This window comes from Streptomyces sp. NBC_01092 (assembly GCF_045039535.1).
Lineage (GTDB): Bacteria > Actinomycetota > Actinomycetes > Streptomycetales > Streptomycetaceae > Streptomyces.
This window is the reverse complement of sequence record NZ_CP108659.1, coordinates 437,268-450,843: the sequence shown is the minus strand read 5'-3', so window position 1 is coordinate 450,843 and position 13,576 is coordinate 437,268. Positions and strand designations below refer to the sequence as shown.

At 70.5% G+C, this 13,576-nt stretch carries 13 protein-coding genes; 3 read left to right on the top strand and 10 right to left on the bottom strand.

Annotated elements, in window-relative coordinates:
- Window positions 1–361: 361 nt before the first annotated feature.
- Window positions 362–616 (bottom strand): hypothetical protein, encoded by a 255-nt coding sequence (locus tag OG254_RS02015; protein WP_405576718.1) that lies wholly within the window; start codon window positions 614–616, stop codon window positions 362–364.
- Between the two features lie 116 nt (window positions 617–732).
- Here OG254_RS02015 and OG254_RS02010 point away from each other — a divergent pair, with 116 nt between their 5' ends.
- Complete coding sequence (locus OG254_RS02010; RefSeq protein ID WP_405576716.1) at window positions 733–993, top strand: hypothetical protein; 261 nt, start codon at window positions 733–735, stop codon at window positions 991–993.
- Between the two features lie 772 nt (window positions 994–1,765).
- On the opposite strand, the gene OG254_RS02005 is transcribed toward OG254_RS02010, so the two are convergent.
- The 6 genes from OG254_RS02005 to OG254_RS01980 form a co-directional block, all read right to left on the bottom strand.
- Entirely contained in the window at window positions 1,766–3,940 is a 2,175-nt protein-coding gene (locus OG254_RS02005) for an FG-GAP repeat domain-containing protein (RefSeq protein WP_405576714.1), read from the bottom strand.
- A 262-nt stretch (window positions 3,941–4,202) separates the two neighbouring features.
- Window positions 4,203–4,769 (bottom strand): TetR/AcrR family transcriptional regulator, encoded by a 567-nt coding sequence (locus OG254_RS02000; protein WP_405576712.1) that lies wholly within the window; start codon window positions 4,767–4,769, stop codon window positions 4,203–4,205.
- A 115-nt stretch (window positions 4,770–4,884) separates the two neighbouring features.
- The gene (locus tag OG254_RS01995) at window positions 4,885–5,763 is read right to left on the bottom strand and encodes an SDR family NAD(P)-dependent oxidoreductase (protein ID WP_405576710.1); all 879 of its coding nucleotides are present in this window, start codon (window positions 5,761–5,763) and stop codon (window positions 4,885–4,887) included.
- A gap of 1,014 nt (window positions 5,764–6,777) precedes the next feature.
- Window positions 6,778–7,281: a hypothetical protein gene (locus OG254_RS01990; RefSeq protein ID WP_405576708.1), complete on the bottom strand. Its 504-nt coding sequence runs from the start codon at window positions 7,279–7,281 to the stop codon at window positions 6,778–6,780.
- Window positions 7,282–7,497: 216 nt separating this feature from the next.
- Complete coding sequence (locus OG254_RS01985; protein ID WP_405576706.1) at window positions 7,498–9,117, bottom strand: serine/threonine-protein kinase; 1,620 nt, start codon at window positions 9,115–9,117, stop codon at window positions 7,498–7,500.
- Between the two features lie 108 nt (window positions 9,118–9,225).
- Window positions 9,226–10,050 (bottom strand): helix-turn-helix domain-containing protein, encoded by an 825-nt coding sequence (locus OG254_RS01980; RefSeq protein WP_405576704.1) that lies wholly within the window; start codon window positions 10,048–10,050, stop codon window positions 9,226–9,228.
- An 87-nt stretch (window positions 10,051–10,137) separates the two neighbouring features.
- On the opposite strand from OG254_RS01980, the gene OG254_RS01975 reads away from it, so the two are divergent.
- Window positions 10,138–10,521 carry a nuclear transport factor 2 family protein gene (locus OG254_RS01975; protein ID WP_405576702.1) on the top strand — a complete coding sequence of 128 codons (384 nt, stop codon included), beginning with the start codon at window positions 10,138–10,140 and terminating at the stop codon, window positions 10,519–10,521.
- 59 nt (window positions 10,522–10,580) lie between these two features.
- Here OG254_RS01975 and OG254_RS01970 read toward each other — a convergent pair whose 3' ends face one another.
- The gene (locus tag OG254_RS01970; RefSeq protein WP_405576700.1) at window positions 10,581–11,258 is read right to left on the bottom strand and encodes an NUDIX domain-containing protein; all 678 of its coding nucleotides are present in this window, start codon (window positions 11,256–11,258) and stop codon (window positions 10,581–10,583) included.
- On the bottom strand, window positions 11,255–11,638 hold the full coding sequence (locus OG254_RS01965; RefSeq protein ID WP_187284676.1) for a DUF4406 domain-containing protein: 384 nt from the start codon (window positions 11,636–11,638) through the stop codon (window positions 11,255–11,257). Before OG254_RS01965 ends, OG254_RS01970 begins: the two co-directional genes overlap by 4 nt.
- Before the next feature lie 48 nt (window positions 11,639–11,686).
- Here OG254_RS01965 and OG254_RS01960 point away from each other — a divergent pair, with 48 nt between their 5' ends.
- Window positions 11,687–12,445, top strand: a complete 759-nt coding sequence (locus OG254_RS01960; RefSeq protein WP_405576698.1) for a DeoR/GlpR family DNA-binding transcription regulator — start codon at window positions 11,687–11,689, stop codon at window positions 12,443–12,445.
- Window positions 12,446–12,553: 108 nt separating this feature from the next.
- Here the strand turns inward: OG254_RS01960 and OG254_RS01955 are convergent, their stop codons facing one another.
- Entirely contained in the window at window positions 12,554–13,492 is a 939-nt protein-coding gene (locus OG254_RS01955; protein WP_405576696.1) for a MerR family transcriptional regulator, read from the bottom strand.
- Window positions 13,493–13,576: the final 84 nt, after the last annotated feature.

The following is a 13,576-nucleotide window of genomic DNA, read 5'->3' as shown; positions in this document are numbered from 1 at the left end:
TCCCCGTCCCTGATCACGGGGGCGTGTGCGGGGTGGTCCGGGAGGCGTAATCGGCGTAGCTCGGCCGGGAGTTCGACCATTCGCCCGGCGAGGCGATTTCGCTCGCCATGTCCACGCGGTGATGCACGCGGTGATGCTGGTGCATGCCCGCGTCAACCGCGGACGGCGGGTGCCGTGGCGCGTCCACGAGGGGCGTGGCCCGGTCTTCAAGGGGGAGATCCGCGTGAGCGTGGGCTTGAGGACGATCGAGCAGGTCGTGTCCCGGTACCACCCCGTCTTCGACGTACCGACCCTGCGGATGGGGTTCGGCCGGGACGGCTACGTCTATCTCGTCGTCGGGGGCCGGCCCGACGGCCGTGCGTTACGGCTCAAGCCGGACGGCTCGGAGCAGACCTTCGCCCGGGTCGGGTACGCGGCGCAGGGCATCACGGCCGACGCGCAGGGCGTCATCGCGACCGCCGACGCCCACTTCCCGCACCGGATCACTTTCTGGGACGTCCACTTCAACGAGCTCGGCCACTACGACGAGTTCGCCGCCGCCGACGACGTCGGCTACTACTCGCCGGGAGGTGTGGAGGCCGCCGAGAGCGGCGGGTTCTACGCCATCGACCAGCATGTGCGACGGGTGCTCAAGCCGGACCCGGCGGCGTCGGCACACACATCCCCCTCACCGGGCTCCCGCCCGACCTGCCCAACGCGACCATCTCGGCGAAGGGCCCGGTCGGTCTGCGGGTGGCGGAGGGCGCGGACCGGCTCTACACGGCGTGGCCGGCCAGCGCGGTGGTCCCGGGCGGATTCATCAGCGCCGCCACGCTCGACGGGGTCCAGCGCTGGAGCACGCCCGGCAGGGTCTCGGGCCGCACCCTCAGCGGCTTCGACGCGTCCGAGGACGGCCGCGTCCATGTGGTCTTCGACGGTGGACGGGACCACAAGGTGGTCGTCTACGACAAGGAGGGCCAGCAGCGGTCGATCCGGCGGCCACGACCGCGTTGATCCACTCTGCCGAGCCGGCGCTCGCCGGTTCAGGGCTCGGGGCGTTGCGCGTGGCACGTGCCCGCTGTGATGGGCCGGCCTGGAGACGTCGCCGGTGAGCCCGCAGTCGCGCACGCTGGGCTGATGCGGGTGGCTGGCTCGTGGCCGACGGCGTTCCTGTGCCGGTCTCGGCGGGGCGACGGCGGTGCCGGGGCAGTGGAGTGCGGCCGGAAGCAGGGGAATTGGGCACGGCGTCGCTATGAAGTCGGTGGCGGGGACGTCGGGCCCGGCGAGCCCGTACTCGAAGTCGGCGTAGGGGGCGCGGGCGACTCCTCGGCGGGTGGGCTCTCAGCACACTCCGAGTCCGCCTCACATGTCTGCGGTGGCTCGACGACGGGCGACTCCTCCGGGCAGTCAGCACCGTCTCCGCACGGTTCTGTGGGCTCCTCGGTGGGTGCGGTACCCGGGTCGTACTCGTCGCCGTGTTCCGCCTCGGCAGGAGGCGGGGCCATGGGCGGCACGGCGGGATCCCCCCTGCTCACACCGCCCGAACCACCTTCCTCGGGCCGATCGTATGCCCCGCCGTCTCCCTCTTCCGGCCCGCTCGATTCCGAGGATCCCGATGGCCCGGAACTCACGGAGGAACCGGAAAGGGGCGTTGGCGGGGGCCGGACCAGCACCTAATCAGCCGTGAAGCGAGAAGTAGGGGCTTGCAGTCCGCGACGGCCAAGTGGAGCTCGGTGGTCGGTCACTCGGGACCCCGGGGTCCCGAGTGGCCTTCGGACCCGCGCCGTCAGGAGATGCGGATGTCCGACCAGTTCGTGGAATTGCCGACCTGCGACCTGTTGGCGAAACCGCCCTGCCCGTTGCCCCGGTTCAGCCAGGCGCGGCCGTCCTTGTCGAGCGAGACCAGGTCGGCCCGGCCGTCCCCGGACAGGTCGAGCCCGCCGACCACGTCCTTGTAGGAGGTGCCCCAGTCCTTGAAGACCAGCGCCCGGGGCTTGAACGTGCCGGCGCCGGTCCCGTTGAACCGCCACAGCTCGTTCGACGAGTCGATGGCCAGGAGGTCGCTCTTGCCGTCGCCGTTGAGGTCCCCGGCGGCGATCAGCTTCTTGTAGCCGCCGAAGCCGGACCCGGCGTCCGTACGGGCCTTGAAGCCGCCCGTGCCGCTGTTCGCGTACACATACAGCTTCCCGGTCGACGCGGACCGGGTCAGCAGGTCGGCCCGGCCGTCGCCCGTCACATCGCCGGGGGAGAGGACCGCGTTGTACCCGCTCCAGTCCGAGGAGACCTTGACGTGGAACGACAGCTGGTCAGGCAGCCCGCCACACATTGTCGGGTAGACATCGGCCGCGCCCCTTGAGGTACGGACGAACACGTCGTTGCAGCCGTCGGAGTCCAGGTCGCCGAAGGGCAGCACCTGCGTGCCCGCCGGCCAGGTGCTCGCGCGCTGCCCCGCGGACAGCTTCGTCGCGTCGCCCGCGTACACCTTCAGCCCGGTGGTGCTGCCCTGGCCGAACAGGTCGGCCTTGCCGTCGTCCGTGTAGTCACGCCACTTGGGCAGGGCTCGGCTGGTGGTGCCGGCCTGGTAGACGCCGTACAGGACGGCGCTGTTCGTCTCGGTCCGCTTGTACTCGTCCCACAGCACGACGGGCCGGCCGAGCTCGTCGGCGGTCACCTGGGGCGCCCCGGTGAACTGCGCGCTCGTCGCGCTCAGCCGCCGCGCGGTGGACCAGGTGCCCCCCTTGAAGACTGCGGCCATCGTGTACTCCTCGTACGAGTAGCCCTCCCGCCACGTCACCGTGACCGTGCCGCCCGAGGTGGCGACGGCGCCGACCGCGCGCACCTTCTTGTGCGTGGAGAACCGCTGCGTGTACGGCTGCCAGACACCGGTCGCCGCCGAGCGCACCCCGTACCAGGCGCCGGTCGAGTAGCCGGGTCCGCCGGCGACGAAGAGGTCGCCGCCCGGCAGGTACACCGGCGCCGCCATCACGGACGTACTGCCGTAGTTGGCGGCCGACCGCGGGGCGCTCCACTGCGTGGCACCGGCGGAGCGGCGCGTGTGCATGAGGTGCGCGATGTTGTCGTAGAAGACGTCGAAGCCACCCTGCGGATTGGCGAACGCCTTCGGGCGCGCCAGATCCACGCCCGGGACCGGGAAGTCCTGGACCACGCTCCAGGTGGCCGAGCCGGCGGCCTTCTCCAGGGCGACGACGGCCTTGCTCGACTGCCACTGCCACACCAGCAGGGCCGTGCCGTCCTTGGCGACCGCCAGGTCCATGCTGGAGATGTCCCGACTGCCGGACGGCGGCTGCTCGTTGAGGTCGGCCGGAGCGGTCCACGCGGCCTGCGGGCCGGCCTTCTCGGCAGCCTTCACCACACCGGAGACCGTCCACACGGCGACCAGCCGGCCGTCGGGGGCCGCCGCCAGATGGTGGTAGCCCTTCTCGGGAACCGCGGCGACGTACTCGGGCTCGGAGAAAGCGGTCGCGCCGGGGGTGAGGGTGGCCGTCTTCAGCCAGTAGTTGCTCTGGTCGTCGGCACGCTTGGCGCGCCAGACCAGGCGCACAGAGCCGTCGCCGAGCGCGACCAGCTCGGTGTTGTACCCACCGGCGTCCGGCCAGTTCTGCGGGGCGAGCCAGCCGGTGCTGCCGGCGGGCCGGATCCGGGTGGAACGGGACAGCCCGTCCCCGGTGAGGGAAACGAGGGCACCGTTCCCGGCCGACACCAGGGCGTTCAGCCCGCCAGAGGCGGACGCGGGATTGGGGTTGGCGGCGTGCAGGGCACGAGCACCCCACGGGCCTGGCGCACGCGTTCCGACCGCAGCCTGGGCGGTGCCAACGGCCTGTGCGGTGCTGTCGGCGGCCGAGGCTGCGGCGGTGGTGTGCGCGGCGGCCGGGGCCGCGGCCGTCAGGGCGAGTACGGGAGTGAGCGCGATGCCGAGCACCGCGCGGGACTGCGAAGTCATGGGAATGCCCCCCCGGGCAGGGCGAATCCGGTGACCCGGATTCGCCGAACTGTTCGATCAAGATGGGCGCAGCGTATATCAGCCAAGATCGTCCCGGGTGGGGGGTTTCCCGGTCCCTGCTGAGAGGAATGCGGCGAGCGCATCGAGTGTGCGACCCGCCCTGCAGGCTCATCCGTCGCGGACGACAGCGGGGAGACCGCGCACGCTCAGCGTCGATGAGACTCTCGGCGGCAACAGTGACTTCGCGGATCCGGCCAGGTCGTCAACGGACGTACAAGCCTTCCAAGAGCGCGGTCAGATACCGGCGGGCGGTCTCGACGCGGGCGGCCGGGCTGCCATGGACGCTCGCGGCGAAGGCGATGCCGCACATCAGCGGGACCATGTCGTCGGAGGTCAGGTCGGCGCGCACGACCTCGGCATCGCGGGCCCGATCGAGCAACTGCCCGCCGACCGACCGCAGGGTCCGCTTCAGTTCGGTGGTGCGCGGCAGGGCATCCGTGGGCGCGGCGGTGACCGGGGACAGGGAGGCGTCGGTCACCTGCGCTTCGATGGTGCGGGTCAGAAAGTCGGTGAGGGCGCGCTTGGGGTCCTCGTCGGCCAGCGCCTGCTCGCCGTGGGCGGTGAGTGCCTCCAGGCTGGGGGTGGCCACGGTCTCCAGGAGTGCCTCGGCGGTGGGGAAGTGGCGGTAGACGGTGCCGACGCCCATGTGGACGCGGCGGGCGATGTCGTTGAGCTGCAGTGGTGTGCCTTCGTCCACGAGTTCACGCGCCACGGCGACGATCCGTTCCCAGTTGCGGGCGGCGTCCTTGCGCAGGGGTGCGGTCGTCATGGCGGAAAGTCTATCTGGATGGTTCATCCGCATCGCGGGGGCGCGATCCGGACGAACCACAGCTCCACGCTGCCGTGCCTGCTCGCGGGTCACGGCCGATCGACTTGAGCTCCTGTCACCCGGCCGTGAGCGGTGCGAGGCGCTCGCTGAGGCGTCGGACGGCGTCGGCTGTGCGGGGATCCGTTGCCGCGCGGAAGGGGGTGACCGGATGCGCCTGGGGTCCGATGACGACGCCGGTCCGGCCGGCCAGCGAATCGTCGGTGGCGGCGAAGATCGACGGCTTGGCCGCCACGGACGCCGGGCCCGAGGTCGAGCGTTCGAACTTACGGCGGACCAGCGGCCAGAGCAGCCGCAGCCCTGGCGAGACGATCTTCGGGTCGCGCATGGTGCCGTTGGTCATGTCGGTCGCGGCGCCCCCGGGATCTGCCGCGAAGACCGAGACGCCCGTGTCGTCGAGCCGGCCGGCCAGCTCCAACGTGTAGGCGAGGTTGGCGAGTTTGGCCCGGCCGTACCAGTGGAAGCCGTAGTAGCCACCCGGCGGCTCGACGGCGTCGAAGACCCGCTTGGCGACGCCGATCGCGCCCGAGGTGACATTCACGATCCGGCTCGGCGCGCCCGCTCGCAGTGCGGGCAGCAGCAGTTCGGTGAGTAGATACGGCGAGAGGTGGTTGACGGCGAACGACGCCTCGATCCCGTCGGCCGAGTCCTGCCGGTCCGCAAACATCGCCCCGACGTTGTTGACCAGCACGGTCAGCGGACCGTCCGCGGTGATCCGGTTGGCGAGCTCGCGGACGGCGTCGAGCGAGGAGAGGTCGGCGGCCAGGAACCGCGCCGAGTGCAACGGTGCCGTGGCGTTGATCCGCTCGACCGCCCGGGCGCCGCGCTCGACGTTCCGCCCGACCACGCTGACCGCGAGGCCCGCCTCGGCCAGGCCCAGGGCGGTCTCCAACCCGATTCCCGCTGTCCCTGCCGTGACCACGGCTGTCTGTTTCATCGCACGATCCGTTCCGCGTATGTGGATGGGTTATCCGGTTGGCGTCACGATAGCAGATGTGGATGATCTATCCGGTTGGGGTGAGGTGCGCCGGCGTGGTGGCGCGCAGGGGGAGGGAGGCCTCGGATGGGGTCGCTGATCGAGGAGCACACGGAGGAACTGGCCAGGGCAGAAGAGGCGGAAGGGTAGGTCTTGCGGCTGGCGATCACCCGGGAGGGAGCCATGCGGGTGCTGGAGCCGAGATGGACGGCTGCCTTCGACCGGCTGCACGCGCGGCCCACCGCGGTGGGCAAGGACGAAGTGCCAGTCGACGGTTGGCCAGGCGGGACCGAAGACCGGCGCCAGAAAAGGGCGTTCTGCGTCCTGGCGGTGTCCTCGCCCCACAGCGGGGTCAGAGACCATCCCCATACCTCGCCACGGGCCAATCGGTCGCCGGCGTCACCGTTCCCGAATGCGCCACCACCACCAGCGCCCCGCCGTCCACTCGCTCACCCAACCCGGGTTGGGAAGAGTGCGACGTTCGAACTCCCTGTCGATCCGCTCCACCAGGCGGCTCAAATCCGCTCGGGCCCCTCTGGGCAGATGCCGCAGGGCCAATTCCAGGTCATCTCGGGCGTCCTCGATCTCGATGCCGGGACTCTCGGCAGGGCCAGTCAGATAGCGTCCCGGTTGCCTGAAAGCCCACTCGAAACGGCTGAGAGCAACAGCAACTGCGTCCGGCCACAGGTATTCGGCCTCAACACGTCGCACCGCTGCCCGAGTTCGAGCCGTCACACACGGAATTCGACGGACCGGCGCGTGCTTGGGTGGCCGCCACCGCTCGGCGCGGAGGGCCTTGGGGCGCCTACGCGGCATCGCCCTTTCGGATCAGAATCATGGCGGCATTCTGTCACGACCCGGGTCCTCGGAAATGGGCCAACGGCATCGCTCGCCTGCACAACCTCAGCCTCGCCGGCTGACCGGGCAGCAGACTGCCAAGACCGTCGGCACGACGGAGACCCAGAAACCGACGGGCTACAACTCCTCTCGCAATCGCGCCCAGGTATACGTGTCCAGGCTGTCATGGGGGCCGATGCGGGAGAGTTCGGCGCCGTCGTGTCCCAGGGCCACGATGACGGGACGGGCTCCGCGGCTGACGTAGGGGGACGTCCAAACAGCGATGAGCCTGCGCTGCTCCGGATTCTCGATCCGGCGGCCACCGATGAGCACGTGACCCACGTCCCGCCCGAGGCGCACTTTGGCACAGCTGATCCAAGGCGCGTCGGTGATGGAGGGTGGAAGGTCGTCCCGCCTGCCTGCCAGGCTGAGGACGCCGGCGCCGTTGCGAACGTCGAGCACATCGACATGGGCAGGATCATCTCCAGAGCCGCTACCGACCCCGACGCACCGCCACTGCTCGCCGTACCACTCCAGGAGCGCCAAGTGCTCGCGCACCCGCGGTGACTTCGGCCGCCACTCGATCCAGATCGCCCCGACACCGGCAGTGGCGTCGACATCGGCCGACACCACGGTCAGCACGCGCCGCGGCATCCACCAGGGCTGCGGTTCGTCCCTCGACAGCACTCGCATCACGACGCCCCGTAGAAAGGTGTCCAACCGGGGTGCCGTCCACAGGGCCTCTCCCCATGCCCGCATGTGCCTGCGATACCCGGCGCGCAAGGGCTGCAAGCTCCCAACAGCTGAGGCATCGGAGGAGCCCTCGGGTGAGAGGTGGACCGGGCGGTCGATCAGTTGTCAGGGCGAGCGGATCAGCCGGGAGGGCGACCCTGTCGTCTGACTGCCCTCGTTCCCCAGGGTCAGGGTCTCGGCGCCGGTCTTCGTCAGGGTGTAGAGGTTGCCTCGCTGGCAGATCACGCCGGCCGACGGATCCGTGGGAGCGCTGGTGACCGCCTCGAAGACCATGGATGTTCCATGCGTCTCCCGCAGACTCAGCGTCTCGGTGCACCCGAGGTCCCGGCCTGTGCCGTCCTCGGTCACGTGGCTGACCTGTCGGCCCACGATCCCGCCCCGGTCCGCCGCGTGGAGGGTCACGGTCACGGCCACCCGGTTCGTGCGCGCGTTGACAATGCCGTCGCCTGAGGGGCTGCCGGGGCCTGTGCCCTTCCATGTGCCCACCCAGGACGCGGGCAGGGCATTTTGTGCGGCGGTGGGGGAGGGAGAGAGGGAGGCGGTCGGGGTCGTACGACCGTTCCCGCCCGCCCCGTCATCGGTGCCGTCGGGCCAGGCCAGCGCCGTGACGACGGCAGCGGTCACCACCGCGCCCCCGGCCACGGCGGCCGTCCATGCCCGTGCCGACCGTCGGGCCGGCCCGGTCGGGGCGACGGGTGGGGGCCCGAGAGTGGTGCCCGACGGGAGGGCGGGGGGAGGGCCGTACGCGATCGGAGGCCCGAACCCGGTCTGCGGTGCCTGGTGCGGGGGTGGTGGTAGCTGTGGCTCCGGGGAGAGGGGTGCGGAGGGCTCCAGCAGTGCCGACAGCTCGGTTTCCCGCGCGGTGATGTCCGCCTCAAGCCCCGGTGGCAGTGCCGAGGTCCAGATGCCGGGACCCGCGGCGAGCCTCTCCAGCAACTCGTCCGCGGTGGGACGGGCCTGCGGTGACTTCTCCAGGCAGGCGGTCAGCAGCGGCGCGAGCGTCTGAGGTACGCCGTCGAGCACGGGCTCCTCGTGGGCGATGCGGTAGAGCAGTTGTGCGGCGGACGGTTCCTCGCCCGGGCGCAGAAAGGGCCCGTTCCCGGTGACGGCGTACACCAGGACCGCGCCCAGGGAGAAGATGTCGCCGGGCTCGGCCGATATCCCCCCGGTGACCTGCTCCGGCGCCATGTAACCGGGGGAGCCGATGACACCGCCGGTACGGGTGTGCCGGGTGTCGTCCGCGGCCCGGGCGATTCCGAAGTCGATGAGCAGTGGGTGACGGCGGGCGAGCAGCACGTTGGACGGCTTCACGTCGCGGTGCGCGAGCCCCGCGCGGTGCACGGCCCGCAGCCCCTCGGCGAGTTCGGCCGCCAGAGCTCGGACGGCGGACTCGGGCAGCGGGCCGTCGGACTCCACCCAGTCCGCGAGCGAGGGCGCGGCCACGTACTCCGTGGCCAGCCATTGCGGCCGGTGCCCCGCGGGGCTGTAGTCGACGACCGACACCGTCCAAGGGGAGCGCACCTGGTCGCTGTTGGTGATCTCGCGGGCGAACCGCTGCTCGAAGCCGGGGTCCAGCCCGAGCTCGGTCCGTACGGTCTTCAGGGCCAGCGGACGACCGGACGCGGTGCGGGAGACAAACACCTGCCCCATTCCGCCGGCCCCGAGTCTCGCCAACAGGGGGTAGCCGCCGATGGCCGGCGGATCGGTGGGATCCAGACGTCTCATGAACCTCTCCGGGCGCTGTTCTGCCCGCAGGGGCGGGACACCGTGGGTGCGGGAGACGTAGCGCCGCCGTGATTCAGGCGGGCCTATCCTGCACGCGATGCATTCATATCAGTTCATATCCCGAGTGCAGGGGGGGGGTGGGGTTCGACTGGTGCGGCACTGGCCTTCGTTGCCGGAATCGGTGAAGTAGGCAGCGCTCTCCCGGTCGGCCGGGTAGTACGACTCGATCGCCACCTCGTCCAGGGTGATGTCCAGCGGGGTGCCGAACGTGGTGATGGTCGAGAACAACCGCAGTTCTCGTCCGTCGAAGTGAATGATCATGGGGATCACGACCTCGGACTCGATGGGATGGCTTGTGTCCTCGATGTCCGGCGCCAGCAGTTCCTCGTAGAGCGCGGTGAGTTCGGCGTCGGGAGCGGTGGCGAGCTGTCGTGTGATCCGAGTGCGGAACACCGCACGCACGTCGGCGAGGTTGACGACCATCGGGGCGAACCCGCGCGGGTCCAGTCCCAGCCGCACCAGGTTGATCGGCGGCCGTAGCAGTTCGGGAGCAACGTGTGCGAAGAACGGGTCGACAGCGCGATTGGTCATCACGATGTTCCATCGCCGATCGAAGACCAGCGCCGGGTACGGCTCGTGCGCGGTCAGCACCCGCTCGAGCGCGTCCCGGGCTGCCGTCATCGCGTCACCGTCGAGCGGGCGCTCGGAGTACCGGGGCGCGAACCCGGCGGCGAGCAGGAGCCGGTTGCGATCACGCAACGGCACATCGAGCTGCGCCGCGAGCCGGAGGACCATGTCGGCGCTCGGGTTGGACTTGCCGGTCTCGACCAGGCTGACGTGGCGAGCGGAGACGTCGGCGGCGATCGCAAGATCGAGTTGGCTGAGCCGTCGGCGCTGCCGCCACTGCCGCAACAGCTCCCCGACCGTGTACATGGTCGTCGAGGCTATGTCCTCGTAGAGCCGTGCGCCATGAAATCCGAGTTCATCGACAGCCGTCGCAGCGGCAGAAACACTTCCCCCATGACGACGGAGAACATGCACATCGTCCAACGGGTGCTGGCGGAACTGGTCGCGACGGGCGAGGTCGATGCGCTCGAGGCGGCGCTGAGCGAGGACTTCGTCCATCACAGGCCGGATTCGACCTCGCGCACCAAGACGGAATGGCTCGCCGCTGTACGCGCCTCGCCGCTCGCTGACATGCGCGTCGATGTCCAACACCTGCTGTCCGGCGACAATTACGTCGTGATGCACTCGCTGCGCCGGATTCCCAGCGCGGGGCTGGAGATCGCGGGCGTCGACATCTGGCGGTTCGACGACGGGCTGATTGCCGAGGCGTGGGAGATCCTCGAGCCGGCGTCTCAGGCAGCCGCCCATCTGGTGTGGTGGGAGCCTGCTGAGCACTGACCTGACAGTTGGATTCGGCCACCTCGATCGTGCGGGCGGCCACCTGGGGGGCGGCGTTGTCAGCGGCCGCCCGCTGCGGGGGCGAAAGGTCCGTCCAGGGCTGCCCATTGCAGGAGCAGGATGGTCTTGCCGTCGGCGATGCGGCCGTCGCGGGTCATGGCAAGGGCCTGTGCGAAGGGCAGTTCGAGGACCTCGATGTCCTCGCCGTCCTCCTCGAGTCCGCCGCCGGTCCCGGTCCGGTCGGCCGGGGTGTAGGGGGCGGCGAAGAAGTGGAGGCGTTCGGTGACGGATCCGGGGCTCATGTAGGCATCGAGGACATGGGTGAGCGGGCCGAGCGTGACGCCGAGTTCCTCAGCGCTCTCACGCCGGATGGCGGTCGGCGGGTCGTCCGCGTCGAGCAGTCCCGCGGCCGCTTCGACGAGCATGCCGTCGGGGTGGTCGTTGACGTAGGCCGGGTAGCGGAACTGACGGGTGAGCAGGACACAACCGCGTCCGGTGTCGTACGGCAGGACGACGGCGCCGTTGCCGCGGTCGTAGGTCTCGCGCTGCTGGGTCTCCCAACGCCCGTCGCGACGGCGGTAGTCGAAGGTGGTGCGGCGCAGCACGTGCCAGCCCTGGGAGGTGAGCTCGACGTCGCGCACCATGACGTCGGGGTTACGGGACAGGCCATGTCCGGCCCGGTCGAGGCCTGTGCGGCCGCGATGGTCGGGGGCGTCGATGCCGGGGCGGTCGGTCACGCGGTCTCCTGTGGGATGCGGCGGGGGATCTCGGCCACGTCGTGGTAGACGGGCAGGCCGCGGCGGCGGGCGGTGGCGACGTCCTGGTCTGCTCCGGCGGAGTCGCCGGGCAGGCGCAGGACGGCGTCACAGTGGGCGAGGAGGCGGTCGGCGGTCGGGTAGAGCACCTGATCGGCGAGGGGGTCGGTGGGGCCGGCGCCGGCCGAGTGCAGGACGGGCAGGGCGATCCACTCCCCGATCACCGGGAGATGGCCGGCGGCGAAGACAGGCCAGGCGGCCGCTTCGAGGCGGGCGAGGTTGGCGGCCATGGCCTCCGGGGAGCCGTCGGTGCCGGAGCGGTAGGGCCCCGCGATCAGGATGAGCATGGGCTTGTCGGTCACGGGCGCTACGATACATGCAGAAACGTGCAAGAACAGGAGAGAGTGCGGATGCTGGCTGCTGAACGCCGTGACCACCTGCTCGGTCTGCTCGCCCACCAGGGCAAGATCGTCGCCAAGGACGTCGCCGCCGAACTGGGGATCTCCGAGGACAGCGTGCGACGCGACCTACGCGAGCTCGCGGCCGAGGGACTCTGCCAGCGGGTCTACGGCGGTGCGCTGCCTGTCTCTCCGGCCGTGGCGGACTACGCCGCCCGGCAGACCGTGGCGCCCGACGGCAAACGGAAGGTCGCCTCGGTGGCCGCCGGGTTGGTCCGGCCGGGCGGCACGCTGATCCTCGACGGCGGCACGACTGCCCTGGCCGTCGCCCACGCGCTCCCGCGGGACCTGGCCTGCACCGTGATCACCCACAGTCCGACGATCGCCGCCGCCCTGCTCGACCATCCGCAGGTCGAGCTCTTCCTCCTCGGCGGCCGCATCTTCAAGCACTCCGCGGTCGCCTGCGGTGCGGCCGCGGTCGAGGCGGCGCAGAACGTCTCCGCCGACCTTTGCCTCCTCGGCGTCACCGGCGTGCACCCAGAGGCGGGACTGACGACTGGTGACGCCGAGGAGGCTGCGATGAAGCGCGCGCTGGCTGCGCGGGCCGCGGACACCTACGTCCTCGCATCGTCCGAGAAGATCGGCACGGCGTCGCGGTTCCGGGTCCTGCCTTGGGACAAGGTCAGCGGCCTGATCACCGACGCCGACCCGCGCAACGCCGTCGTCGAGCAGCTCACGGCGCTGGGTGTCGAGGTCCTGGAGGCCGGCTGACTGCTGAGTGCCGCACGGGGATGTTCATCGGCCGAGGGTGCGTGGCCGCAGTGGCTTTGAGCGCTACGTCTTGCTGCGCGGCGGGGTGAGGCTGTTGCGCCACCGAGGTCACCGAGCTGCCCGTATCCGCAAAGCGGTGACGGACCAGTCGATCACCGGGGCGAGGCGTTCCGGTGCCGGCCAATCGTTGATCAGCGCGAGCAGTTGGAAGTACTGATCCCTGCGCGGATCGCTCGCGGCTTCCAGACGGTTCAGCAGCGAGCGGTGCAGTTCGGCGTCATCGGGACAGCCATTGGCCGGCGCGCAGTGAGCGGTGAGCGCCGCGACGACACGATCGGCCTGCGGCGAATCCGGGGTGATGCCGCACGCCACGGCCGGTCCCACGAGATCACGGGCGACGGCGATGGTGTCCGGGCGCGGTGGTGTGGGGGAGCCGACGGGCAGGTGGGCCACATGGTCTTCGGCCAGACGCCGCTCGCTGGCGCGGAAGTCCGGGTCCAGCGTCAGTTCCGCCAGCTCCACCCATGCCCTGACCTGCAGGTCTGTTGCGTTGTCGGGGAGCTCGGGTGTCATGGAGCGCCGGGCTGCGGCATGGAGGGAGCTGGTGTGGAGGCTACCGAAGACGGTGTCGAGGAAGTCGTCGATCAAGCGTCGGCGTTCGGCTTCGGACAGGGTGGCCAGCTGGTGCATGAGTTCCATCTCCTCGGGGGTGGGCTCGCGTTGGGCGGCGGCCGTCAGCACCGCCCGTCGCAGACGCAGGATGCTGATCTCCACGTCCAGTGCGGCGGCATGCTCCGCGGCGACTTCGCCGAGCGTGAGTTCCTGGTCCACGACCCGCCGGATCACGTCGAGACCGAGCCCCAGTCCCCGCAGTGTCCGCACGAGCGCAAGGCGGGCGACGGCATCCGGGGCGTAGCGCCGGTAGCCGGCGTGGGTGCGGTCGGCAGGCGCCACGATGCCGCGATCGGAGTAGAACCGGATCGTCTTGACCGTCAGCCCGGTGCGCTGGGCCAGTTCACCGATCGAGTAGAAGGTGCCGCCGTCCATGAGCCCACCTTCCTGTCTCCCCCTGCAGGAGACTCAAGTCTGCGTCCCGCGTCCATTGGGCGATGGTCCACCACCACACAGCGT

Bases quoted from the DNA above. Each gene is read 5' to 3' on its own strand.
- OG254_RS02015 (WP_405576718.1), bottom strand. From the start codon at position 616: ATGCTGGTCGATGGCGTAGAACCCGCCGCTCTCGGCGGCCTCCACACC.
- OG254_RS02005 (WP_405576714.1), bottom strand. From the start codon at position 3,940: ATGACTTCGCAGTCCCGCGCGGTGCTCGGCATCGCGCTCACTCCCGTA.
- OG254_RS02000 (WP_405576712.1), bottom strand. From the start codon at position 4,769: ATGACGACCGCACCCCTGCGCAAGGACGCCGCCCGCAACTGGGAACGG.
- OG254_RS01995 (WP_405576710.1), bottom strand. From the start codon at position 5,763: ATGAAACAGACAGCCGTGGTCACGGCAGGGACAGCGGGAATCGGGTTG.
- OG254_RS01985 (WP_405576706.1), bottom strand. From the start codon at position 9,117: ATGAGACGTCTGGATCCCACCGATCCGCCGGCCATCGGCGGCTACCCC.
- OG254_RS01980 (WP_405576704.1), bottom strand. From the start codon at position 10,050: ATGTACACGGTCGGGGAGCTGTTGCGGCAGTGGCGGCAGCGCCGACGG.
- OG254_RS01975 (WP_405576702.1), top strand. From the start codon at position 10,138: ATGACGACGGAGAACATGCACATCGTCCAACGGGTGCTGGCGGAACTG.
- OG254_RS01960 (WP_405576698.1), top strand. From the start codon at position 11,687: ATGCTGGCTGCTGAACGCCGTGACCACCTGCTCGGTCTGCTCGCCCAC.
- OG254_RS01955 (WP_405576696.1), bottom strand. From the start codon at position 13,492: ATGGACGGCGGCACCTTCTACTCGATCGGTGAACTGGCCCAGCGCACC.